General features: G+C 73.0%; 21 protein-coding genes. 8 read left to right on the forward strand and 13 right to left on the reverse strand.

Annotation, left to right across the window (positions count from 1 at the left end; translation table 11 throughout):
• Positions 1 to 106: 106 nt before the first annotated feature.
• The 7 genes from AKI01S_RS16715 to AKI01S_RS16745 all read right to left on the reverse strand — a co-directional run bounded on the left by AKI01S_RS16715 (position 107) and on the right by AKI01S_RS16745 (position 5,011).
• A complete protein-coding gene (locus AKI01S_RS16715) occupies positions 107 to 583 on the reverse strand; it encodes a ribose-5-phosphate isomerase (protein WP_067817857.1) in 477 nt (158 codons plus the stop codon).
• Between the two features lie 42 nt (positions 584 to 625).
• A complete protein-coding gene (locus AKI01S_RS16720) occupies positions 626 to 1,573 on the reverse strand; it encodes an ATP-binding protein (protein ID WP_174567389.1) in 948 nt (315 codons plus the stop codon).
• 179 nt (positions 1,574 to 1,752) lie between these two features.
• Positions 1,753 to 2,544 (reverse strand): energy-coupling factor ABC transporter ATP-binding protein, encoded by a 792-nt coding sequence (locus AKI01S_RS16725; RefSeq protein ID WP_067817863.1) that lies wholly within the window; start codon positions 2,542 to 2,544, stop codon positions 1,753 to 1,755.
• Complete coding sequence (gene cbiQ / locus AKI01S_RS16730; RefSeq protein ID WP_067817866.1) at positions 2,541 to 3,305, reverse strand: cobalt ECF transporter T component CbiQ; 765 nt, start codon at positions 3,303 to 3,305, stop codon at positions 2,541 to 2,543. The genes AKI01S_RS16725 and cbiQ overlap by 4 nt, the downstream gene beginning before the upstream one ends.
• Positions 3,302 to 3,610, reverse strand: a complete 309-nt coding sequence (locus AKI01S_RS51715; protein WP_067817869.1) for a PDGLE domain-containing protein — start codon at positions 3,608 to 3,610, stop codon at positions 3,302 to 3,304. Before AKI01S_RS51715 ends, cbiQ begins: the two co-directional genes overlap by 4 nt.
• A gap of 4 nt (positions 3,611 to 3,614) precedes the next feature.
• Complete coding sequence (locus AKI01S_RS16740) at positions 3,615 to 4,301, reverse strand: energy-coupling factor ABC transporter permease (protein ID WP_067817872.1); 687 nt, start codon at positions 4,299 to 4,301, stop codon at positions 3,615 to 3,617.
• A 95-nt stretch (positions 4,302 to 4,396) separates the two neighbouring features.
• Positions 4,397 to 5,011, reverse strand: a complete 615-nt coding sequence (locus AKI01S_RS16745; RefSeq protein ID WP_067817875.1) for a mycothiol-dependent nitroreductase Rv2466c family protein — start codon at positions 5,009 to 5,011, stop codon at positions 4,397 to 4,399.
• A 164-nt stretch (positions 5,012 to 5,175) separates the two neighbouring features.
• Here AKI01S_RS16745 and pepN point away from each other — a divergent pair, with 164 nt between their 5' ends.
• From pepN to AKI01S_RS16760, 3 genes are all read left to right on the forward strand, one after another.
• Positions 5,176 to 7,713: an aminopeptidase N gene (pepN, locus tag AKI01S_RS16750; RefSeq protein WP_067817878.1), complete on the forward strand. Its 2,538-nt coding sequence runs from the start codon at positions 5,176 to 5,178 to the stop codon at positions 7,711 to 7,713.
• 208 nt (positions 7,714 to 7,921) lie between these two features.
• Positions 7,922 to 8,524, forward strand: coding sequence for a Uma2 family endonuclease (locus tag AKI01S_RS16755; RefSeq protein ID WP_218009704.1), 603 nt, complete (start codon positions 7,922 to 7,924; stop codon positions 8,522 to 8,524).
• Between the two features lie 99 nt (positions 8,525 to 8,623).
• Positions 8,624 to 9,619: a hypothetical protein gene (locus AKI01S_RS16760; protein ID WP_067817881.1), complete on the forward strand. Its 996-nt coding sequence runs from the start codon at positions 8,624 to 8,626 to the stop codon at positions 9,617 to 9,619.
• On the opposite strand, the gene malQ is transcribed toward AKI01S_RS16760, so the two are convergent.
• Both malQ and AKI01S_RS16770 read right to left on the reverse strand, forming a co-directional pair.
• Positions 9,600 to 11,714, reverse strand: coding sequence for a 4-alpha-glucanotransferase (malQ, locus tag AKI01S_RS16765; protein WP_067817885.1), 2,115 nt, complete (start codon positions 11,712 to 11,714; stop codon positions 9,600 to 9,602). The two genes, AKI01S_RS16760 and malQ, sit on opposite strands and share 20 nt — an antisense overlap.
• A 72-nt stretch (positions 11,715 to 11,786) precedes the next feature.
• Complete coding sequence (locus tag AKI01S_RS16770) at positions 11,787 to 13,211, reverse strand: amidase (RefSeq protein WP_067817887.1); 1,425 nt, start codon at positions 13,209 to 13,211, stop codon at positions 11,787 to 11,789.
• Between the two features lie 225 nt (positions 13,212 to 13,436).
• Between AKI01S_RS16770 and AKI01S_RS16775 the strand changes: the two genes are divergently transcribed.
• The 3 genes from AKI01S_RS16775 to AKI01S_RS16785 all read left to right on the forward strand — a co-directional run bounded on the left by AKI01S_RS16775 (position 13,437) and on the right by AKI01S_RS16785 (position 16,834).
• On the forward strand, positions 13,437 to 14,276 hold the full coding sequence (locus tag AKI01S_RS16775; protein ID WP_083999697.1) for a nuclease-related domain-containing protein: 840 nt from the start codon (positions 13,437 to 13,439) through the stop codon (positions 14,274 to 14,276).
• Positions 14,277 to 14,527: 251 nt separating this feature from the next.
• Positions 14,528 to 16,384, forward strand: a complete 1,857-nt coding sequence (ilvD, locus tag AKI01S_RS16780) for a dihydroxy-acid dehydratase (protein ID WP_067817890.1) — start codon at positions 14,528 to 14,530, stop codon at positions 16,382 to 16,384.
• 102 nt (positions 16,385 to 16,486) lie between these two features.
• Positions 16,487 to 16,834: a DUF1330 domain-containing protein gene (locus tag AKI01S_RS16785; protein ID WP_067817892.1), complete on the forward strand. Its 348-nt coding sequence runs from the start codon at positions 16,487 to 16,489 to the stop codon at positions 16,832 to 16,834.
• Here the strand turns inward: AKI01S_RS16785 and AKI01S_RS16790 are convergent.
• The 3 genes from AKI01S_RS16790 to AKI01S_RS16800 form a co-directional block, all read right to left on the reverse strand.
• Positions 16,831 to 17,043, reverse strand: a complete 213-nt coding sequence (locus AKI01S_RS16790; protein ID WP_067817895.1) for an FmdB family zinc ribbon protein — start codon at positions 17,041 to 17,043, stop codon at positions 16,831 to 16,833. The two genes, AKI01S_RS16785 and AKI01S_RS16790, sit on opposite strands and share 4 nt — an antisense overlap.
• Before the next feature lie 24 nt (positions 17,044 to 17,067).
• The gene (locus AKI01S_RS16795) at positions 17,068 to 17,577 is read right to left on the reverse strand and encodes an HNH endonuclease (protein ID WP_067817898.1); all 510 of its coding nucleotides are present in this window, start codon (positions 17,575 to 17,577) and stop codon (positions 17,068 to 17,070) included.
• A 270-nt stretch (positions 17,578 to 17,847) separates the two neighbouring features.
• The gene (locus tag AKI01S_RS16800; RefSeq protein ID WP_067817901.1) at positions 17,848 to 18,354 is read right to left on the reverse strand and encodes a hypothetical protein; all 507 of its coding nucleotides are present in this window, start codon (positions 18,352 to 18,354) and stop codon (positions 17,848 to 17,850) included.
• A 217-nt stretch (positions 18,355 to 18,571) separates the two neighbouring features.
• Between AKI01S_RS16800 and AKI01S_RS16805 the strand changes: the two genes are divergently transcribed.
• Together AKI01S_RS16805 and AKI01S_RS16810 are read left to right on the forward strand one after the other, a co-directional pair.
• Positions 18,572 to 20,650 (forward strand): prolyl oligopeptidase family serine peptidase, encoded by a 2,079-nt coding sequence (locus tag AKI01S_RS16805; protein ID WP_067817904.1) that lies wholly within the window; start codon positions 18,572 to 18,574, stop codon positions 20,648 to 20,650.
• Between the two features lie 108 nt (positions 20,651 to 20,758).
• The gene (locus tag AKI01S_RS16810) at positions 20,759 to 21,559 is read left to right on the forward strand and encodes a class I SAM-dependent methyltransferase (protein ID WP_067817907.1); all 801 of its coding nucleotides are present in this window, start codon (positions 20,759 to 20,761) and stop codon (positions 21,557 to 21,559) included.
• A gap of 103 nt (positions 21,560 to 21,662) precedes the next feature.
• Here AKI01S_RS16810 and AKI01S_RS16815 read toward each other — a convergent pair whose 3' ends face one another.
• Entirely contained in the window at positions 21,663 to 22,295 is a 633-nt protein-coding gene (locus AKI01S_RS16815) for a GNAT family N-acetyltransferase (RefSeq protein ID WP_245681652.1), read from the reverse strand.
• Positions 22,296 to 22,307: the final 12 nt, after the last annotated feature.

A 22,307-nucleotide genomic window follows, 5' to 3' on the forward strand; every position in this document is an offset into this window, starting at 1 on the left:
GCCGGGCCGCAGCGGCCGGGCCGCCAAGAACGAACGCCGCCGCCTCGGCAAGCGGGGCGGCGGCGCGCGGCTCCGGTAGCGGCTCCAGCGGCTCCGGCGGCGGGGGTCAGCCCTCGCCCGGCAGCGCCGGCAGCTCGCCGGTCCGCTCGTACGCGCCGAGCATCTCGATGCGACGGGTGTGGCGCGGCTCCTCGGAGTAGGGCGTCTCCAGGAACAGCTCGACGAACCGGGTGGCGGTGTCCAGGTCGTGCTGGCGGGCGCCGATGCTGATCACGTTGGCGTCGTTGTGCTGGCGGGCGAGGGTGGCGGTGTCCTCGTTCCACACCAGCGCGGCGCGCACGCCCTTCACCTTGTTGGCGGCGATGGCCTCGCCGTTGCCGGAGCCGCCGAGCACGATGCCCAGCGAGCCCGGCTCGGCCGCGACCCTCTCGGCCGCCCGCAGCACGAACGGCGGGTAGTCGTCCACGGCGTCGTACTCGAACGCGCCGCAGTCCACGGCCTCGTGGCCGTTGGCCTTCAACCAGGCGACCAGGTGCTCTTTGAGCTCGTATCCGGCATGGTCACATCCAAGAAACACGCGCATGACCAGATTCTCGCAGGTGGCGCCGCCCCTTCCGCCCCCGGGTCAGACCACGGACACCGCCGGGAAGCGGAAGTCCGGGTCGACCTGCTGCTCCAGGTCGCGGCCGGTGGCGCGGTTGGCCCAGCTGCGGGCGTTCTTGACGTGGAACTCCACGGCCTGGCGCTGGAATTTACCCCAGTCCTTGGGGCGGGCGTCGAGCGCGGCGAGCATGGTGTCGAGCGCGGCGGTGTTGGCGTCCTCCAGCACGGCGCCCTGGCGGCCCTGCTCGAACGCACGCACCGCCGCCGACTGCCCGACCCACGTCAGCAGGTCGTCGCCGACGTGCTCGCGCAGGTAGGCGACGTCGTCGTCGCTCTGGACCTTGTTGCCGACCACGGCGATGGCCACGTCGTAGTCGCGGGCGTACTCGGTGTACTGGCGGTAGACGCCGACGCCCTTGCGGGTCGGCTCGGCCACCAGGAACATCAGGTCGAACCGCGTGAACAGCCCCGAGGCGAACGTGTCCGCGCCCGCGGTCATGTCCACCACGACGTACTCGCCGGGCCCGTCGACCAGGTGGTTGAGGTACAGCTCGACCGCGCCGGTCTTGGAGTGGTAGCAGGCCACGCCGAGGTCGTCGTCGTTGAACGGGCCGGTGGCCAGCAGCGTCACCCCGTCGACCTCTTGGCCGAGGGCGTGGATCGGGTCGTCGCCGCGCAGCCGCAGCAGCCGCGAGCCGGAGCCGGGCGGGGTGGTCTTGACCATGGCGTCGGCGGAGGGGACGCGGGGGTTGTCGCCGCGCAGCCAGTCCTTGATCTCGGGCAGGTGGTCGCCCATCGCGGGGATCTTGGCGCAGCGGTCCTCGTCGAGGCCGAGCGCGACCCCCATGTGCTGGTTGATGTCGGCGTCGATGGCCACCACCGGCAGCCCGCGCGCGGCGAGGTGCCGGGTGAACAGCGACGACAGGGTGGTCTTGCCGCTACCGCCCTTGCCGACGAACGCGACCTTCACGAAAGCCCCCATTCGGACATGAAAACCGTTGTCAGTTTCAGTCCGAGAGCCTGCCGGAACGCGGGGGCCGAAGCAAGCAGAATCCCCGAACCCGTCCCGGCGGATCGGTGTCACCTTCTGGGGACGTCCCCCAGACCCCCGCGTCCGATCCGGGCGTCGTCCTCCGCCGGACGTTCGGATCAGCGAAGACGGACCGCCGCGGCGGCCGGGTCGAACCCGAACGGCAGCTCCAGCCGGTGTTCCCGCAGCAGGTCCCCGTCCGCCAGCAGCTCCAGCGTCGGCGCGTCGGCCGCGATCACGCCGCCGGACAGGATCACCGAGCGCGGGCACAGCTCGGCCGCGTACGGCAGGTCGTGGGTGACCATCAGGACCGTCACGTCCAGCGACAGCAGGATCTCGGCCAGCTCGCGGCGGCCCGCCGGGTCGAGGTTGGACGACGGCTCGTCCAGCACGAGGATCTCCGGCTCCATCGCCAGCACGGTCGCGACGGCGACGCGGCGGCGCTGCCCGAAGCTGAGGTGCTGCGGCGGCCGGTCGGCGACGTCGAGCATCCCCACCCGCTCCAGCGCCCCGGTGACGCGGCGGTCCAGCTCCGCGCCGCGGACCCCCAGGTTGGCGGGGCCGAACGCGACGTCCTCGCGCACCGTCGGCATGAAGAGCTGGTCGTCGGGGTCCTGGAAGACGATCCCGACGCGGCGGCGGATCTCCCGCAGGCCCTTGCGGTCCCCGGGGTCGATCCGCAGGCCGCCGACGCTGACGGTGCCGAGGCCGCCGGCCAGGATGCCGTTGAGGTGCAGGACGAGGGTGGTCTTGCCCGCGCCGTTGGGGCCGAGGAGGGCGACGCGCTCGCCGCGTCCGATGGTGAGGTCCACGCCGAACAGCGCCTGCGTGCCGTCGGGGTAGGCGTAGGCGAGGTCCCGCACTTCCAGGGAGGGCGCCGTCTCCGGGGAGGGCGTCGTCGATGTCGTCACGGCGCCATCCAAGCAGCCGTCATCAGCAGCGCCGCCGCCAGCGGCAGGACGGCGGCGGCCGCCCACTGCGCGCGGGAGGCGGCGGTGTCGCGCAGGACCGGCATCCGGCCGTCGTAGCCGCGGCTGAGCATGGCGAGATGGACGCGTTCGCCGCGCTCGTAGGAGCGCAGGAACAGGGCGCTGAGCGAGCGCGCCAGCACCTTCGCGTCCCGCGCGTCGCGCGCGACGAACCCGCGCGAGGCGCGCGCCACCCGCATCCGCTGCGCCTCCCCCACGATCACGTCGGCGTAGCGCAGCATGAACGCGGCGATCTGGGTGAGCAGCGCGGGCATCCGCAGCCGTTCCAGCCCGAGCAGCAGCACGCGCGGCTCGGTGGTGGCGGCCAGCAGGATCGTGGCCGCCGCGCCGAGCGTCGCCTTGGCCAGGATGTTCCACCCGGCCCACAGGCCGTTCTGGCTGACGGCCACGCCCAGCACCTCCACGCGCGGGCCGTGCGCGACGAACGGCAGCAGCACCGCGAACAGCACGAACGGCACCTCGACCACCATCCGCCGCGCCACGAACCCCGGCGGGACGCGCGCGACGGCCGCCACGAGCGCCAGCAGCGCCGCGTAGCCGGCGAACGCCCACATCCGCTCGCGCGGCGTGGCGACCACCGCCAGCGTGAACGCCAGCACCGCGACCAGCTTGCACTGCGGCGGGAGCCGGTGGACGGGCGTGTCGCCGGGCCGGTGGAGCCGGTGGGTGTGACCCGCGCTCATCGCCGGCCGGCGGGGGCGCCCCGGCGGCGCAACACCCAGAACAGGCCGCCGCCGACCGCCAGGGTCAGCCCGACGCCGATCACCCCGGCCAGGCCGCCCGACAGGCGCTCGTCGCCCACGCCCCTGACGCCGTAGTCGCTCAGCGGGGAGTCCTTGAGGGTGTGCTCCTTCTCCTGGGAGATGAAGCCCTTGTCCTCGGCGACCTTGGTCAGGCCGTCGGGGTGGGAGCTGGCGTAGAAGCTGAGCAGGCCCGCCACGACCACGGCGACCAGCAGGAAGACGGCGAAGAAACGCTTGGTGCTCATCGGCTCAGGCTCCGGTGGTCTGGGGCTTGCGGATCTCCAGCGGCCGCCCGGCGTCGCGCAGCCCGTACACCAGGTCGGGCCGCACGGCCGCGACGCCGCCCACGGTCACGGCGGTGATCAGGCCCTCGCCCAGCCCGATCAGCAGGTGGACGCCGACCATCGCGGCGGCCACCGCGCCGAGCGACAGGTCCGTGGTGCCGCCGATCGCGAACAACCCGACGAACACCAGCGCCGAGGCGGGCACCGACAGCGCCGCGCCCAGGAACGAGGCGGCCGTCACCGTGGACCGCCGCGTCGGGAGGACGGCGGTGACCAGGCGGAACACGCCGTACCCGACCAGCACGCCGACCAGCGCCATCAGCGTGACGTTGATGCCGTAGGCGGTGATGCCGCCGTCGGCGAACAGGATCTGCACCAGCAGCACCACCGCGATGCACAGCACCCCGGTGTAGGGCCCGACCAGGACGGCCGCCAGCGCGCCGCCCATCAGATGGCCGCTGGTCCCCGCGCCGATCGGAAAGTTGATCATCTGGGCGGCGAACACGAACGCCGCCACCAGCCCGGCCAGCGGGGCGGTGCGGTCGTCGAGCTCGCGGCGCGCGCCGCGCAGGCACAGGCCGAGGCCCGCCGCGGCGACCACCCCCGCCCCGACCGAGACCGGCGCGTCGAAGAAACCGTCGGGTACATGCACGGGCGTCCACCGTCCTACCTGTTCGCACTGTCGCGACCAGTGTGCGGCGAACGCCCGTTACCTGCAATAGCGTCGCAATAACGCCTTTGTTGCCGTCAGTCGAAGATGGGGTCGCGGGTGCGGGTGCGCTTCAGCTCGAAGAAGCCGTCGGTCCCGGCGACCGCGACGACGCCGTCCCACAGTTTGGCGGCGGCCTCGCCGCGCGGGATCGGGGAGACGACCGGGCCGAAGAACGCGCTGCCCTCGACCTCGATCACCGGGGTGCCGACCTCCTGGCCGACCCGGTCGATGCCGTCCTGGTGCGAGGCGCGCACGGCCTCGTCGTACTCGGTGGACTCGGCGGCCGCGGCCAGCTCCGGGTCCAGCCCGGCGGCCTCCAGCGCCTCCCGGAACGTGGCCACGTCCAGGGGCTTCTTCTCGTGGTGGCGGCGCGTCCCGAGCTCGGTGTAGAGCCCGCCGAGCACCTCGGGGCCGTACTTCTGCTCGGCGGCGACGCACACGCGCACCGCGCCCCAGGCGTCGGCGAGCATGTCGCGGTACTCCTGCGGGATGTCCTTGTCCTCGTTGAGGACGGCGAGGCTCATCACGTGCCAGCGGACCTCGATCGGCCGCAGCTTCTCCACCTCCAGGATCCAGCGGGAGGTGATCCACGCCCAGGGGCATTTGGGGTCGAACCAGAAATCGACCGGAGTGCGGGCTTCATCGGCCACGGGGGTCTCCTCAAACCTGTCGTCGCTTAACAGCCGCAACCGTGGGCACCTCCGTCGGATTCCCGCCGATCCCGACCGACCCGAACGTCGCGCCGAGGGCACCGAAGTCGGCTCTGGTTGATAGACATTGGGGGGACACAGCTTTAGGCGACCAAGGAGTACATGTGGCAGGCAACCTCACGCGCGATGAAGCGCGGGAACGGGCCCGGCTGCTCACCGTCGACTCGTACACGGTGGAACTGGACCTGACCAAGGGCGCGGAGCGGTTCGGCTCCACCACCGTCGTCCGGTTCGGGTGCGCCGAGCCGGGAGCGTCGACCTTCGTCGACCTGCACGGGGGCGTCGTGCACGAGGTGACGCTGAACGGCGACGCGCTCGACCCCTCCTCCTACGACGCCGAGAAGGGACGTCTCCCGCTGCCCTCCCTGGCCGCCGAGAACGAGCTCAAGGTCGTCGCGGACGCCACCTACTCGCGTTCCGGCGAGGGCCTGCACCGGTTCGTGGACCCGGTCGACCAGAGCGTGTACCTGTACACGCAGTTCGAGACGGCTGACGCGCACCGGATGTACACGTGCTTCGACCAGCCGGACCTGAAGGCGACGTTCGAGCTGACCGTCAGGGCTCCCGAGGACTGGCAGGTCATCACGAATGAGCCCGCCGCCGGCGAGGGCGGGGGCGTCTGGCGCTTCGAGCCGACCCCGCGCGTCTCCACCTACATCACCGCGCTGGTCGCCGGTCCGTACCACGTCGTGCGCGACGAGTACCGGCGCGAGGACGGGTCGGTCATCCCGCTCGGCGTGTTCTGCCGGGCGTCGCTGGCCGAGCACCTGGACGCCGACGCGATCATCGACGTGACGCGGCAGGGCTTCGCGTTCTTCGAGAAGGTCTTCGACCAGCGCTACCCGTTCAGCAAGTACGACCAGCTGTTCGTGCCGGAGTTCAACGCGGGCGCGATGGAGAACGCGGGCTGCGTGACGTTCCTGGAGGACTACGTCTTCCGGTCGCGCGTCACCGACGCCGCCTACGAGCGCCGCGCCGAGACCATCCTGCACGAGATGGCGCACATGTGGTTCGGCGACCTGGTCACCATGCGCTGGTGGGACGACCTGTGGCTGAACGAGTCGTTCGCCACCTACATGAGCGTGCTGTGCCAGGCCGAGGCGACCAAGTGGAAGAACGCCTGGACGACGTTCGCCAACGTGGAGAAGGCGTGGGCCTACCGGCAGGACCAGCTGCCGTCCACGCACCCGATCGCCGCCGACATCCCCGACATCCGCGCGGTGGAGGTCAACTTCGACGGCATCACCTACGCCAAGGGCGCCAGCGTCCTCAAGCAGCTGGTCGCCTACGTCGGGCTGGAGAACTTCCTGGAGGGCGTGCGCCGGTACTTCCAGCGGCACGCGTGGGGCAACACGGTGCTGGGCGACCTGCTCGACGCGCTGGAGGAGACCTCCGGGCGCGGCGACCTGGCCCAGTGGTCCAAGGAGTGGCTGGAGACCGCCGAGGTCAACACGCTGCGGCCGGTGTACGAGGTGGACGGCGAGGGGAACTTCACCTCGTTCGTCGTGCAGCAGGAGGCCAAGCGGGACTACCCGACGCTGCGTTCGCACCGGGTGGCGATCGGCCTGTACGACCGGACCGCCGAGGGCGTCGTGCGGCGCCGCCGGGTCGAGCTGGACGTGCGCGGCGCCCGCACCGAGGTGCCCGAGCTGGTCGGCGAGAAGCGGCCGGACCTCGTCCTGGTCAACGACGACGACCTCACCTACGCCAAGATCCGCCTGGACGAGCACTCGCTGCGCACCCTCGTGGAGGGCATCGGCGACATCAGGGAGAGCCTGCCGCGCGCCCTGTGCTGGTCGGCGGCGTGGGACATGACCCGCGACGCCGAGATGGCGACCCGCGACTACGTGAAGCTGGTCATTTCCGGCATTCGCGGTGTCACTGACATCACGGTCACGCAGACGCTGCTCCGGCAGGCCCGCACCGCCGTCCAGCAGTACGCCGACCCCGCCTGGCGCGCCACGGGCCTCGGCCTGATGGCCGACGCGCTGTACGAGCTGGCGCAGGAGGCCCCGGCGGGCTCGGACTTCCAGCTGGCGTACGTGCAGGCGTTCACGGCGACGGCGACCTCCGACGAGCACCTGGGCTATGTCCGGGAGCTGCTGGACGGCGCCAGGGTCCTGGACGGGCTCAAGGTCGACACCGAGCTGCGCTGGGCGCTGCTGCGCCGCCTGGTCGCCACCGGCCGGGCGGGCCAGGCGGAGATCGACGCCGAGCTCCGGCGGGACCCGACCGCCGCGGGCGAGCGGCACGCCGCCGCCTGCTCCGCCGCGATCCCCACCGCCGAGGCCAAGGCCGCCGCCTGGGACCGGATCACCGGCGGCGAGCTGCCCAACGCGGTCTTCCGCGCCACGCTCGGCGGCTTCGTCGAGCCCGACCAGGCCGAGCTGCTGGTCCCCTACGTGGACCGGTACTTCGCGGAGGTCGGCCGGATCTGGAAGGAGTGGTCGAGCGACATGTCCCAGACGTTCGCCGAGGTCGCCTACCCCTTCCTGGTGATCGAGCAGTCCACGATCGACCGCACCGACGCCTACATCCGGGAGCAGGACCCGCCGGCGGCCCTGCGCCGCCTGCTGTCGGAGGGCCGCGACGGCGTGGCCCGGGCCCTGCGGGCCCGCGCCAAGGACACCGCCGCGTCCTGACCCGACACCCGCCCGTGGCCGCCTCCCGAGGGAGGCGGCCACGCCGCGTCCGGCCCGCCCCTCGCGGGCATGCGGAACGTGAGGCACACTGAGAGTAGTCAGCTTTCACAAACGCAAAGCAATCAGTCGGTCACGCTGCGACACTGTCGGGCATGTCGGCTGAAGGCGGTGAGGGGCGGTGCGAACCGCGGTGGCAGCACAACCTGCCGTGTCCCTGTCGGACCGGGCTTACACGATCCACGACGTCATCGAACTCAACACGGGAGGCTGGCCCCGCTTCGAGGTGCTGGACGGAGCACTCCTCGTGAGCCCGGCACCCGGTCTGGACCACCAGAACATCTCCGACAACCTCCGGTACGTTCTAGGAAGGGTCGTTCCCCCGAAAACGGCCATCACCTCCGCCGCCAATCTTCGGCTGCACGACGATCTCACCGCGTTCATCCCGGATCTCGTCGTCACCCATCCTGAGGTCAAGGCACGGGACAGGGCCTTCTACGAGGCGGACGACGCCCTGCTCGTCATCGAGGTCGTGTCTCCGGGCAATCGTCGGCAGGATCGAGTCACCAAGCACGCCGTTTACGCCGAGGCGGGCATCCCCTTCTACTGGAGAGTGGAGACCGTCCCCTTCCGGTCCCAAGGCGACGCCCAACTTCCCGTGGTCCTCGTCCACGCTCTTTCCGGAGACGGTTACCGGGAGCTCGAACGGCTTCCCGCCGGGGAGCCCGGCCGGCTGACCCATCCCTTCACTGTCGAGTTCGACCCGCAGGACATGCTCGACCCGTACTGGTCCATCGAACGTTTCCGGGACTGACCCGGCCCGCCGTCCGGACTTCGCCGGAACGCCGCCGTCGCCGGGATCGTTGCCGGGACGATTGCACGATCATGGTGCGGCGGGTGGAAGGCTTGGTGCGTGGAGACGGCACGGGATGTTCTGACGGAGTTGGCGCGGCGGCACGCGTTCGGGGATCTGGAGGCGCTCGTCGGGGACGGGACGCTGCTCGGGAGGCGGACCGGGGAGGTCGCGGCGCTGTGCGCGTTCGGGCAGCGGGTGCTGGACCTGGACGCCGAGGACTTCGGGATGCCCGAGGCCGTCGGGGACGTGCCCAAGGACCTGCTGGACCGGGCGCGGGCCAGCCGGATGCCGCAGGCGCCCAAGGAGCGGCCCCGGGGCGCGCTGGCCAGCCTGCGGCCCGCCTACGCGCTGCTGCTGGAGGCCATCGCCATCCGGTGGGAGCGGCGGGAGATGGCCGCCCTCGTCGCCGCGCTGCACATCGCCAGCGAGTACCTGCCGATGCTGGCGTGGGAGCCGGTGCTCGGGCACTCGGGGGATCCTGCGCTGCTCGGCAGGGCGGTGACCGGGGCGGGCAGCCGGTTCGGGGTGCCGATCGAGCCGGGCGCCGAACGCATGTGCGACCACACCCGGCCCGAGCGGTCGGCGTGCGAGCGGGCGCTGCGGGTCGCGAACGAGCCCCCGCCCGGCTGGCGCGCCTACCTGGACCGCCAGCACAGCCAGGTCGCCTCCGCCCTCGGGGACTGCGCGGCGCGGTGCCGGACGCCCTGCTCGGTGATGTCGCGGATCCCCGAGCCGGTGCGGCGGGACCTCGTCGACCGGTGCAAGCTCGCCGCCGACTTCACCGACAGCGCGATCGTGCGGCTGCGGCACGCGGCCCCGGTCGGGCACGGGTTCGGGGTGCCGTCGCCGGAGGAGGTGCAGGCGGCGTGGGCGCGGGCCTGCAAGTCGCTGCGGCACCACCCGCTGGGCGACGCCGCGCTGGCGCACGCCGACGACGACCCCTACCCGCTGCCGGGGCTGCCCGCGCTGATCTCCGCGATCGCCGCCACCGAGATCGCGCCGGACGGCCTGCTCAACGAGGTGACCGTCCGGCTCACCAGGGCGCTCGGCTGACCGGGTCCAGGGCGTCCCGCACGCGGGGATCGGTGAACAGGTCGTCCAGCGGCAGCGGCCGCCCCCGCGCGTCGGCCAGCGGGATCCGCCAGTTGGGGTACTCGTCGACGGTGCCGGGCTGGTTCTGGGTGCGGCGCTCCCCCGCCGCGTCGGCCAGGGACACGCCGACCAGGCGGGCGGGCGTGCGCAGCAGGAACGCGTGCAGCGCGGCCGTCACCTCGGCGTCGTGGTCGGTCTGGCCGCGCCGCAGCGCCGCCAGCACCGTCTTCGGCGGGGTCGCCAGCAGCCCCTCCTCGTGCAGGAGGTCCAGCCATTCGCCGAGCTGGCGGCGGTGGTCGGCCAGTTCCTCGTCCAGCGTGCGGGTGTAGAGGCCGAGGCGGTCGCGCAGCTCGATGTGGTCGCCGTGCAGGAACCCGGTGATCGGCGGCATGTCGTGGGTGCCGACCGTCGCCAGCGACAGTTCGCGCCACCGCGACGGGGGTTTCGGACGGCCCTCGCCGTCGCGTTCGAACCACAGCAGCGAGGTGCCGAGGACGCCGCGGGCGGCCAGGTCCTCGCGGACCTCCGCCTCGACGGTCCCCAGGTCCTCCCCCACCACGACCGCGCCGGTGCGGGCCGCCTCCCAGGTGAGACAGGAAAGGAGGACGTCCCGGTCATAACGCACGTAGGTGCCCTCGGCCGGGGAGCCGCCCTCGGGGATCCACCACAGCCGCGACACCTGCATGGCGTGGTCCAGCCGCAGGCCGCCGCCGTGCCGCAGCGCCGCGTTCAGCATCTCCCGGTACGGCAGGTACGCGGCCTCGGCGAGACGGCCGGGGTGCCAGGGCGGCTGCCCCCAGTCCTGGCCCAGCTGGTTGAACTCGTCGGGCGGCGCGCCCACGCTGATGCCCTCGGCGAACAGGGGCCGGTTCATCCACACGTCGGCGCTGCCGTGCGCGACGCCCACCGCCAGGTCGTGCATGATCCCGATGTGCATCCCCGCGGCGCGGGCGGCCGACTGGGCGGCGGTGAGCTGCTCGTCCAGCTGCCACTGGAGCCAGGCGTGGAAGTCGACGCGCTCGGCCAGGCGCTTGGCGGCGGCCGCCACGGCGGGGCCGCGCGCGTCCCGCAGCTCCTCGGGCCAGCGCCGCCAGTCGGGGCCCTGCTCCTCGCTGATCGCGCACCAGGTCGCGAACGCCGTCAGCGCCTCCCCCTCGTGCTCGCGGAACCGCTCGAACGCCCGCTGCCGCGCCGTGCCGCGCGGCCGCCGGTACAGCAGCTCCAGGGCGTGCCGCTTGGCCGTCCACACCGCGTCCCGGTCCAGCACGTCCAGGGTCTCGTCCCGGCCGCGCAGCGGGTTCGCCAGCAGGTCGACGCGTTCGCGGTCCTCGGGCGGCAGCGCCGCGTACTCGGGGACGTCCTCCACCCGCAGGTACAGCGGCGCGCCGAAGCGGCGGCTCGCCGGCGAGTACGGCGACGGCGTGATCGGCGGGGACGGCTCGGCCGCGTGCAGCGGGTTGACCAGCACGAAGCCCGCGCCCATCGCGCGCCCGCCCCAGGTCGCCAGGTCCGCCAGGTCCCGCAGGTCGCCGATCCCCCACGACGCCCGCGACCGCACCGAGTACAGCTGGGTCGTCAGGCCCCAGGCGCGCGGGACGGGCGCCAGCCGCGCCGGGGCCACCAGCAGCGGCGCGCTCTGCTCCAGCGGCCCCTGGCGGACCACCAGGCGGTGCCAGCCGAGCGGGACCCCCTCCGGCAGCGCGCAGGGCAGGACCCCGTCCGCGGGCGGGCCCGGCGCGGGCGTCAGGACCCGCCCGTCGGCCAGCTCGACCGCCACCTCCGTCCTCCCGGCGGCCCGCACCGGGACGCGCAGCGGCTCGGCCCGCGCGCCCATCCGGTGGGTCACGACCGGGGGCAGCAGCCGGACGCGTTCGGTCTCGGCCAGCCGGGCCAGCTCGTCGCGCACGGCGGCCGGGGTCGCCACGTCGGCGCCGAGGGAGGTCAGCACGGCGCGGAGGGTGTCGGCGGGCACCGTCGCCTCCCGCCCCCGCCAGTCGGTGTAGCGCGTCGCGACCCGGTGCGCGCGCGCCAGCCTGTTCAGCTCGTCGTCCAACACGACTGCCCCATGCCCCCGAAAACCGTGTTCAAAGGTGGGGTGGCCGCCGACGGCCACCCCGAAACCGGCAATTCAGGCGTTCCAGACCTCGGGTTTGCGGTCGGCCCAGGGACGGGCCTCCTCCAGCTGAGCCGACAGCGAGATCAGCACGCCCTCGCCGCCGAGCCGCCCGGCCAGCATCACGCCGATCGGCAGGCCCGCGTCCGTCCAGTGCAGTGGAACGCTCACCGCGGGCTGCCCCGAGACGTTGTAGACCGAGGTGAACGGCGTGAACATCTTCTGCCGCCGGAAGTTCTCCGCCGGCTCCTGCCCGTGGAAGTACCCGACGGGCACCGGGGGCTGGGCCAGCGTCGGGTGCAGGATCGCGTCGAACTCGTTGGTCACCGGCAGCGCCCGGCGCAGCGCCGCCTGGAGCGCCGCGTGCGCCTTGAAGATCTCCGGCGCGGAGGTGGCGTGGCCGCGCTCGCGCAGCCAGCGGGTGAGCGGCTGGAGCAGGTGCTCGCGCTCGGGGGGCACCGGGTTCAGCGTCGCCATCACGCCCCACAGCGCCTCGAAGTGCGGCACCAGGTCCGGCTCGAACGTCGGCGGCAGCTCCACCACCTCGTGGCCCAGCTCCTCCAGCAGCGCCGACGCTTCCTCGTAGGCCGCCAGGCAGTCGGGGTGGACCTCGGCGCCGGGGACGGACGGGACGGCGCTGCGGGCGATCCGGAGCCGTCCGGGCGGGCGTTCGGCGTAACCGAGGAAGGTGCGTTCGACGGGCGGGGCCAGGTACAGGTCGCCGGGCTCGTTCCCGGCCATCACGTCCAGCAGCAGCGCCGCGTCCCGCACGGTGCGGGCCAGCGGGCCGCTGGTGGCCAGCCCGAACAGGTCCGGGTTGACCGGGCCCTGGGAGATCCGACCCCGGCTCGGCTTGATCCCGAACAGCCCGCACGCGCTGGCGGGGATGCGGATCGAGCCGCCGCCGTCGCTGGCCTGCGCGGCCGGGGCCAGCCCGGCGGCGACGGCCGCCGCCGCGCCGCCGCTGGAGCCGCCCGCCGACCGGGTCAGGTCCCAGGGGGTGCGGGCGGGCGGGGCCACGTCGTTCTCGGTGTAGCAGGGCAGCCCGAACTCGGGGGTGTTGGTCTTGCCGGTGAGGACCGACCCGGCCTCCCGCAGCCGCACCACCACGGTGTCGTCGGCGAACCCGGTCAGGTCGTGGTAGGCCGCCGAGCCGAAGGTCACCGGCACCCCGGTCACCAGGTTCAGGTCCTTGATCGGGATCGGCACGCCCAGCAGCGGGGGCAGGTCGGCCGGGTCGGCCGTGTCCACCACCAGCTTCGCGGCCTGCCGTGCCTGGTCGCGGGCCTGCTCGGCGGTCACCGTGACGAACGCGCCCACCTGCGGATCGACCCGCTCGATGCGCTCCAGGTAGTGATCGACGATGTCGACGGGGGAAAGCTCGCGGGAGCGGACGGCCTGCGTCAGACGCATCACGGACAGGTCATGGATATGGGGCATAACGTCGAACGCTAGACGGCGGAGACCGGAGCATCAAAGATGGCGGCAAGGGGCCGACGCCGAAAGAGGGGGTGAATACCGCCCTACCCGCGTGAGGCATGGACGAACCCCCAGACACGGCGACAAAACTATTAACCCGGCATGTCTAGTAGTCATCTCTGGAAATGATTACTCTGCGCACGGAGGATCATGCTTCCGAGCCGACAGGAACACGGAGCGTCACTTATGGCCATCATGGAGCGGGGCAACGCACACGGAGAGGCCCGCGGGCAGCCTTCCGCCACGTCGGCCGGGGCGTCGGCCGCCACGTCGCCGGTCACCGACCAGGCCGACGACCGGGAGACCAGACCCGGGGGCGGCCGGACCTACGGGGACCTGCTGGGCGATCCGCAGATACGCCGCTGGCTCGAACGGGCCCTGCTGGGCGTCGCGGTGGGCGCGTTCGTCGCGTTCTTCTTCGGCCTCCAGCTCGGCGTCACGGCGGCGCTGCTGGTCGTGGTCGCGGACGTGGTCCGCCGCGCCCGCACCTCCTCCAGCATCGCGGCCTGGCAGAAGTCCTCGGCGGCCGAGCGGCGCACCGAGAAGCAGCTGAAGGGCCTGGAGCGCAACGGCTACCGCGTGCTGCACGCCCGCGCCGTCCCGATGGACGACGAGGGGGTCAGCGACGGCCGGATCGACCACCTGGTCATCGGGCCGAGCGGGGTCTACGCGATCGACTCGGAGAAGTGGGACAAGCGGCTCCCGGTGCGGACCCTGTCGCACCGCAAGCTGTTCCACGGGCCGTTCAACAAGAAGGACCGGCTGGACGAGGCGCGCTGGGAGGCCGAGCAGGCGAGCAGGATCATCGGCGCGCAGGTCGGCTTCGAGGTGCCGGTCCAGGCGTCGGTGGCGATCTACGGTCCCGCCATCCCCTGGAAGGTGATGCGGGTCCGCGACGTGGACGTCTACGCCGGCAACCGGGCGCGCGGCTACCTGCGCCGTCGGCCGAAGATCCTCACCGCCACCGACGTGGAGCGGATCTACCAGGCGGCCGAGAAGTCGCTGCCGCCCAACTACCCCGACTAGGGGGCGCTCCGCAGGACGCACCGGGCGGCGCGGGACGACGGCACGCCGGGCCGCCCTCTCCTCCCCCTCCCCTTCCCTGGAGGGACTCCGAACGCCGGGCAGCGTCGCCCGGCGTTTTTGCATGCGGTTGGTAGCATCGCTGGACACGGCCCGGCCCCGTCACGACCTCTGCTCGGCCGGTGGCAGCGACGCGATCCGCCGCCGCCCCGCCGTGTCCGCAACCACACACCACCAGCTTGGAGAGGTCTTCGATGCCCCCGCTCAGGTCACGCACGGTCACCCACGGCAGGAACATGGCGGGCGCCCGCGCGCTCATGCGCGCCAGCGGCGTGGCGCGGGAGGACTTCGGCAAGCCGATCGTCGCGGTGGCCAACAGCTTCACCCAGTTCGTGCCCGGCCACGTCCACCTGCGCGAGGTCGGCGACGTGGTCGCCGGCGCCGTCAAGCAGGCCGGGGGCGTCCCCCGCGAGTTCAACACGATCGCCGTCGACGACGGCATCGCCATGGGCCACGAGGGGATGCTGTACTCGCTGCCCTCCCGCGAACTGATCGCCGACGCCGTCGAGTACATGGTCAACGCGCACCAGGCCGACGCGCTGGTCTGCGTCTCCAACTGCGACAAGATCACCCCGGGGATGCTGCTGGCCGCGCTGCGGCTGAACATCCCGACCGTGTTCGTCTCCGGCGGCCCCATGGAGGCGGGCAAGCCCGTCGAGGGCGTCATGGGCGGCCACAAGCTCGACCTGATCGACCCGATGATCGCCTCAGCCGACGAGTCGATCAGCGACGCCAAGCTGCTGGAGCTGGAGGAGAGCGCCTGCCCGACCTGCGGGTCCTGCTCGGGCATGTTCACCGCCAACTCCATGAACTGCCTCACCGAGGCGCTCGGGCTGGCGCTGCCCGGCAACGGCACCGTCCTCGCCACCCACACCGCCCGCCGTGGGCTGTACGAGGACGCGGGCCGCACCGTCGTGGAGATCGCCAAGCGGTACTACGAGGGCGACGACGAGTCCGTCCTGCCGCTGAACATCGCGACCCGGGAGGCGTTCGAGAACGCCATGGTCCTGGACATCGCGATGGGTGGCTCCACCAACACGATCCTGCACCTGCTGGCGGCGGCCGTGGAGGGCGGCGTCGACTTCGGCCTGGACGAGATCGACGCGCTGTCGCGGCGCGTCCCGTGCGTCTGCAAGCTCGCCCCCGCCACCGCCAGGTACCACGTGGAGGACTGCCACCGCGCGGGCGGCATCCCGGCCCTGCTGGGCGAGCTGAACCGCGCCGGGCTGCTGAACTCCTCGGCCCACTCGATCCACTCGGCGTCGGTGGACGAGCTGGTCGACAGGTGGGACCCGACCTCCCCCAACGTGCTGCCCGAGGCCCTGGAGCTGTGGCACGCCGCGCCCGGCGGGGTCCGGTCCACCTCGGCGTTCAGCCAGTCCGCCCGCTGGGAGGAGCTGGACCTGGACCGGGAGAACGGCTGCATCCGCTCGGTCGAGCACGCCTACACCACCGACGGCGGCCTGGCGGTGCTGCGCGGCAACATCGCCCCCGACGGCGCGATCGTCAAGACCGCGGGCGTCGAGGAGGAGCTGTGGACCTTCACCGGCCCGGCCGTGGTCTTCGAGAGCCAGGACGACGCCGTCGAGGGCATCCTCGGCGGGAAGGTCGAGGAGGGCGACGTCGTCGTCATCCGCTACGAGGGCCCCAAGGGCGGCCCCGGCATGCAGGAGATGCTGTACCCGACGAGCTTCCTGAAGGGCCGCGGCCTCGGCAAGAAGTGCGCGCTGATCACCGACGGGCGGTTCTCCGGCGGCACCTCGGGCCTGTCCATCGGGCACGCCTCCCCCGAGGCGGCGGGCGGCGGGACCATCGCCCTGGTCGAGGACGGCGACGAGATCGTCATCGACATCCCGAACCGGAGGCTGGAGCTGAACGTCCCGGCCGACGAGCTGGAGATCCGCCGCGAGAAGCTGCTGGCCGACCTCGGCGGCTACCGCCCCCGCGACCGGCAGCGCCCGGTCAGCGCGGCGCTGCGCGCCTACGCGGCCATGGCGACGTCGGCGTCCACGGGCGCGGCCCGCGACGTGTCCCAGCTCGACCGTCTCTGAGGTGACGGGCGGGCGGTTACCCGCGGGGTAATCGCCCGCGTTCCCTCCGGGCGGCAGACTCGGTCATGTCAGGCAGAACGCCCCGACCGCCCGGAGGAAACGATGACCGCCTACGTGATGGCCCATCTGCGTCCCACCGAGATGCCCAACGACGAGGTGCTGGAGTACATCGAGCGGATCCAGGCGACGATGGCCCCCTTCGGCGGCCGGTTCCTGGTGCACGGCAGCGAGGTCGAGGTCGTCGAGGGGACGTTCGAGGGCGCCATCGTGATGCTCGGGTTCCCCGACCGGGACGCGATCCACGCCTGGTACGCCTCGGAGCCCTACCAGGAGATCCTTCCGCTGCGCACCCGGAACATCCCCGGCGACCTGTGGATCGCCGAGGGCGTTCCGGAGGACTACGACGCGAGGGAGACCACCGCGAAGCTGCGCGCGGCGCGCGACGGCTAACCGCAGCAGCCGCCCCCGCAGCAGCCCCCGCCGCTCGGCGGGGGCGCGGAGCCGCCCTTGGCGGTGCCGGTGACGGTGACCGTCGACAGCAGCTTGACCGTGTCGTCGTGCCCCTCGGGGCAGGGGGCGGGCGCGGACGCCTCGCTCATCGGGCGGGACATCTCGAACGTGGACCCGCAGGCGCGGCAACGGTAGTCATAGCGTGGCACGCGCCCAGGATACGTTCTCCCGCGCTACGCGGCGGGCTCCCGGACGTAGGGGGCCCACTGGGGGTCGTTGTCGCCGTTGAGGCCGATCAGCCGCCAGTGGGCGCCGCGCGGCACCGACGGCGTGATCGGGAGCGACCAGCCCAGCTCCTCCAGCAGCCGGTCCGCCTTGCGGTGGTTGCAGGTGGTGCAGGAGGCGACGCAGTTCTCCCAGACGTGCTTGCCGCCGCGGCTGCGCGGCAGGACGTGGTCGATGGTCTCGGCGCGGCGGCCGCAGTAGACGCAGCGGTGGTTGTCACGCCGCATCAGGGCGCTGCGGGTGAGCGGGACCCGGCTCCGGAACGGGATCTTCACGTACCGGCGGAGCCGGATCACCGAGGGGACCTCGACCGCCATGGTCGCCGAGTGCAGGACCGCACCCGTGGAGTCGTGGTGGACGATCTCCGCCTTCTCGCGGAGCACCAGGCAGACGGCCCGGCGGAGGGAGAGCGTGGTGAGGGGTTCGTACGTCGCGTTCAGCAGGAGGACCTGTCTCATCGGACGGCCCCCCGCGCGGAGCGCTGCTGCTTTTCGGCCTCGGCGGGCGCGCTCCCACGCGCCCCATACCGAGGCCCGATTATTGTCTCCGGCACCTGAGCACCCGCCATGAGGACCTCCCCAGGGGCGAACCGACCCGAAATCAGTGTGACGGCTGAGGGAGGCCGTCCGCTACCCCATTAATCCCCATAAGCGCGCCGGATCGAACGTGAAAAAGGCCCCACGGCCGCGAAAACGCGCCGCCGCCGGGCCCCTTCCGGTCACGGAGCGTCAGTCGCCCGCGCTCCCCTCGGCCGGGGCCTCGGCCTTCCCGGTGTCGGTGGCCGCGGGCGAGGCGGAGGGCGAGGGGGCGGGCGCGGCGCCCCGCTGCTGCCAGGTCACCCGGCCGTTGATCTGCACGTTGCCCGCGGCGGTCGCCGGGACCTCGGCGACGATGACGCCGCTCCTCGCCTCCCTGGCCTTCAGGGAGCCGTACTCGCAGCGGATGGCGTCCTTCAGCACCCGGCACCGCGCGCTGACCGACCGCACCTTCATGACCGGCCTGAACCGGTGGGTCAGCACGACCTTCTCGACGGGCTCGCCGCCGTTGTTGCGGATGCTCCACCCCCAGGTGACGCTGTCGCCCGCCCGGGAGACCTCCGGGGCCGTGTACACGAACTCGACCCTGCCGGGCGCGGCGGCCTGGACCGGCGGCGCGGCCAGCAGGCAGCCGCCCAGCGCGAGCGCCCCGGCGACGGCGCGGGCCGCCGTCCGGTGCGCGGTGACGATGCTCCTCATGTTCAACCCCCGTGTGGAAGAGCGCGGTGACCAGGCCACTTCTACCGAAGATGACCGGCGCGTTCACCTCGCCACACGTGGCGCCGGCGGGTCGGTCCCCAAGAGTGATCATCGTTGCGGGCGGGACGGTGGAGATGACCCGCTCCGGCCGGGAGGGGGGCTCCACCGCCGTGGCGTTGCCGTCCTGCGGGGCGAGGGCCGAATAGGGTTCTGACCCATGAGCCGACCGCCCTACCCGCCCGCCCCGCGTCAGGACATCGTCGACGAGCTGCACGGTCATCCCGTCGCCGACCCCTACCGCTGGCTGGAGGACCGTGACGACCCGGACACGCGCGCGTGGCTGGACGCCCAGGACGCGCTGTTCCACCGGGTGGTGGACGACCTGCCGGGACGCGACCGGCTGCGCAAGCGGCTCGGGGAACTGCTGGCCGCGGGCAGCGTCGGATCGCCCGTCTGGCGCGGCGAGCGCCGCTTCTTCACCCGCCGCGCCGCCGACCAGGAGCACCCGGTGCTCTACACCGTGGACCCGGGCGGCACCGAACGCGTCCTGATCGACCCCGTCGCCCTCGACCCCGAGGGCACCACCACGCTCGACATGTGGCAGCCCGACAAGGAGGGGCGGCGGCTGGCCTACAAGGTGTCGCACGGCGGTGACGAGGAGGCCCTGCTCTACGTCATCGACGTGGAGACCGGCGAACGGGTCGAGGGCCCCATCGACCGCAGCCGCGAGTCGTCGGTGGCGTGGCTGCCCGGCGGCGAGGCGTACTACTACGCGCGCCGCCTGCCCCCCGACCGGGTGCCCGAGGGCGAGGCCCAGTACCACCGCCGCGTCTACCTGCACCGCGTCGGCACCGACCCCGACGCCGACGACGTGCTGGTGTTCGGCGAGGGCCGCGACAAGACCGACTACTACGGCGCTGGCGTCAGCCGCGACGGGCGCTGGCTCACCGTCACCGCGTCGCAGGGCACCGCGCCGCGCAACGACCTGTTCGTCGCCGACCTCGCGGCGTCCTCCCCCGAACGCCCCGACCTGCGCCCCGTGCAGGTCGGCGTGGACGCCTCGACCGGGCTGTACGTGGGCCGCGACGGGCGCGCCTACATCTTCACCGACCTGGACGCGCCGCGTTCCCGGCTGTGCGTCGCCGACCCGGCCGACCCCGCGCCCGGGAACTGGCGGACGCTGATCCCGCAGGACGACGAGGCGGTGCTCACCGACTTCGCGATCCTGGACGACCTGGACCGGCCGGTGCTGCTGGCGGGCTGGACCCGGCACGCCCTCAGCGAGATCACCGTGCACGACCTGGCGACCGGCGAGCGGATCGGCGAGGTCCCGGTGCCGGGCCTCGGCTCGATCGGCGGCATCGTGGAACGCCCCGAGGGCGGGCACGAGGCGTGGTTCGGCTACACCGACAACGTCACCCCCTCGTCGGTGCTGCGCTACGACGCCCGCACCGGCGAGACGAGCCTGTGGGCGTCGGCGCCCGGCTCGGTCGAGGTGCCCGACCTCGACGCCCGGCAGGTCGCCTACACCTCCCGGGACGGCACCACCGTCCGGATGCTCGTCATCTCCCGGCCCGGCTCGACCGGCCCGCGCCCGGCGATCCTGTACGGGTACGGCGGCTTCAACATCTCCCTCACCCCCGCCTACTCGGCCAGCATCCTCGCCTGGGTCGAGGCGGGCGGCGTGTACGCCGTCGCGAACCTGCGCGGCGGCTCGGAGGAGGGCGAGGAGTGGCACCGCGCCGGGATGCGCGACCGCAAGCAGAACGTCTTCGACGACTTCCACGCCGCCGCCGAACGCCTCATCGCCGACGGCCTCACCACCGCCGACCGGCTGGCGATCTCCGGCGGCTCCAACGGCGGCCTGCTGGTCGGCGCGGCCCTCACCCAGCGTCCCGACCTGTACCGGGCGGTCGTGTGCTCGGCCCCGCTGCTGGACATGATCCGTTACGAGCGGTTCGGCCTCGGCCAGGTGTGGACCGACGAGTACGGGACGGTGGCCGACCCCGAGGAGTTCGGCTGGCTGCGCGCCTACTCCCCGTACCACCACGTGGCGGAGGGGACGGCGTACCCGGCGACGCTGTTCACCGTCTTCGACAGCGACTCGCGGGTGGACCCGCTGCACGCCCGCAAGATGTGCGCGGCGCTCCAGCACGCCACCTCCTCTGACGCGCCGATCCTGCTGCGCAACGAGACGGAGGTGGGGCACTCGTCGCGTTCGGTGTCGCGGTCGGTGAACCTGATGACGGACACCCTGTCGTTCCTGGCGTCCCAGACGGGCCTGGACCTGACCTGACCGGGGACCGCTCGGGGCCCGGGCAGGGCGCGTGGGGTCGGTCACATCGGGCCGTGCGGGCGGACAGCGGCAATTGACAGATGGTCGAATAAAGGGGTGAGCCCTTCGATGGCACGGACCTCGGTCCACGACCGGATCCTGCGGCTGCTGTCCGCCCCGCCCGCCGAACCCGACCTGTCGGCGGGCTACCTCGACCTGCTCGGCCCCGGCGCCGCGCCCGCCCCGACGGTCGCCCAGCGGGTGATGCGGTCGACGTTCCTGCCGCAGATCTACGAACGCCTGTGGCGGCCGGTCGGCTTCAACCTCGCCAAGGGCTGGCCGTTCGGCCCCGGCACCGCCGCCGAACAGGCCCTGGCCCGCGACTGGCTCGGCCTGGGCCGGCCCGGCGACGCCCGGAGACCGGCCGCGACCGTCCTGGACGTCGCCTGCGGCCCCGGCAACGTCACCCGCGCCCTGGCGGCGGGCGTCGCCGGGGACGGCCTGGTCGTCGGACTGGACGCGGCCCCCGCGATGCTGGACCGCGCGGTGGCCGACACCGCCGACACCGCCGGCGCCACCGGCGGCGGCGCGATCGGCTATGTGCGCGGTGACGCGGTGGAGCTGCCGTTCGGGGACGCGACGTTCGACGCGGTGTGCTGCTTCGGCGCGCTGTACCTGTTCGACGAGCCGTGGACCGCGCTGGAGTCCATGCTGCGCGTGCTGAGGCCCGGCGGCCGGATCGTCATCCTGACCTCCCGCCGTCCGGTCCTGCCGGTGGGACGGCTGGGCGCCGAGGCGTTCGGCCGGGTCGCGGGGCTGACGGTGTTCGGCGACCGCGAGGTGACGGGCTTCCTCCGGGAGCACGGGCTGACCGACGTCCGGCAGCGCCGCTTCCCGCTGATGCAGCTGGCGGGAGCCCGCAGGCCCTGAACGGGCCCGGGCCGTGGCGGTCGGCGTGCCGCGTCACACCGTCCGCCACGGCCCCGGGGTCCGCTGCTCCCCTCAGCGGAGTCCCGCTCCGCCGAGCGCTCGCTCAGCGCAGCCGTTTCTCGATGTAGATGTTCTCGATGCCGCCGATCTTCTCGCGGCGGGTCTCCTTCCACCCGAACGAGCGGTACAGGGTCAGGGCCGCCTGCTGGTACGCCGTGGTGTCGCCTTTCAGGAGGCGGTAGCCGAGCTCGACGGCGCGTTCCTCCAGGGCCCGGACCACGGCCGCGCCGTAGCCCCGGCGCTGGCGGTCCGGGCGGACGCGCAGCCGCACCATCTCCGCCACGTCGAGGGTCGGGTTCCCCAGGGCGTAGCCGCCGAACGCGCGGGACGAGCCGCCGGGGACCAGGTCGGCGCGGCGCAAACCGCCCATCGCGACGATCTCACCGTCGGACTCGCCGACGAGGAACTCGCCGTCGTTGCGCAGATAGATCTCCTCCATCCGGAAGAAGTCGTGGTCGTAGTAGACGCCGTCGCCGGGGCGCAGGCCCACCTGGGCCAGGCCCTCACGGTGCAGGTCGAGCACCGTGGCGTGGTCGGTCGCGCGGTAGCGGCGCAGGCGCAGGCCGCCGACCGGCCCGCCCAGCCGCCACACCGGGGGCTCCGCCTGGAGCCGGACGAGGGTCCGGGCACCGGCGGGGCCGTCGCCCCCGTCGCTGCGCGCGGAGGCACGTCGCACCTCCCCTGCGGC

It is taken from the genome of Actinomadura kijaniata NBRC 14229 (genome assembly GCF_001552175.1).
Classification (GTDB): Bacteria; Actinomycetota; Actinomycetes; order Streptosporangiales; family Streptosporangiaceae; genus Spirillospora; species Spirillospora kijaniata.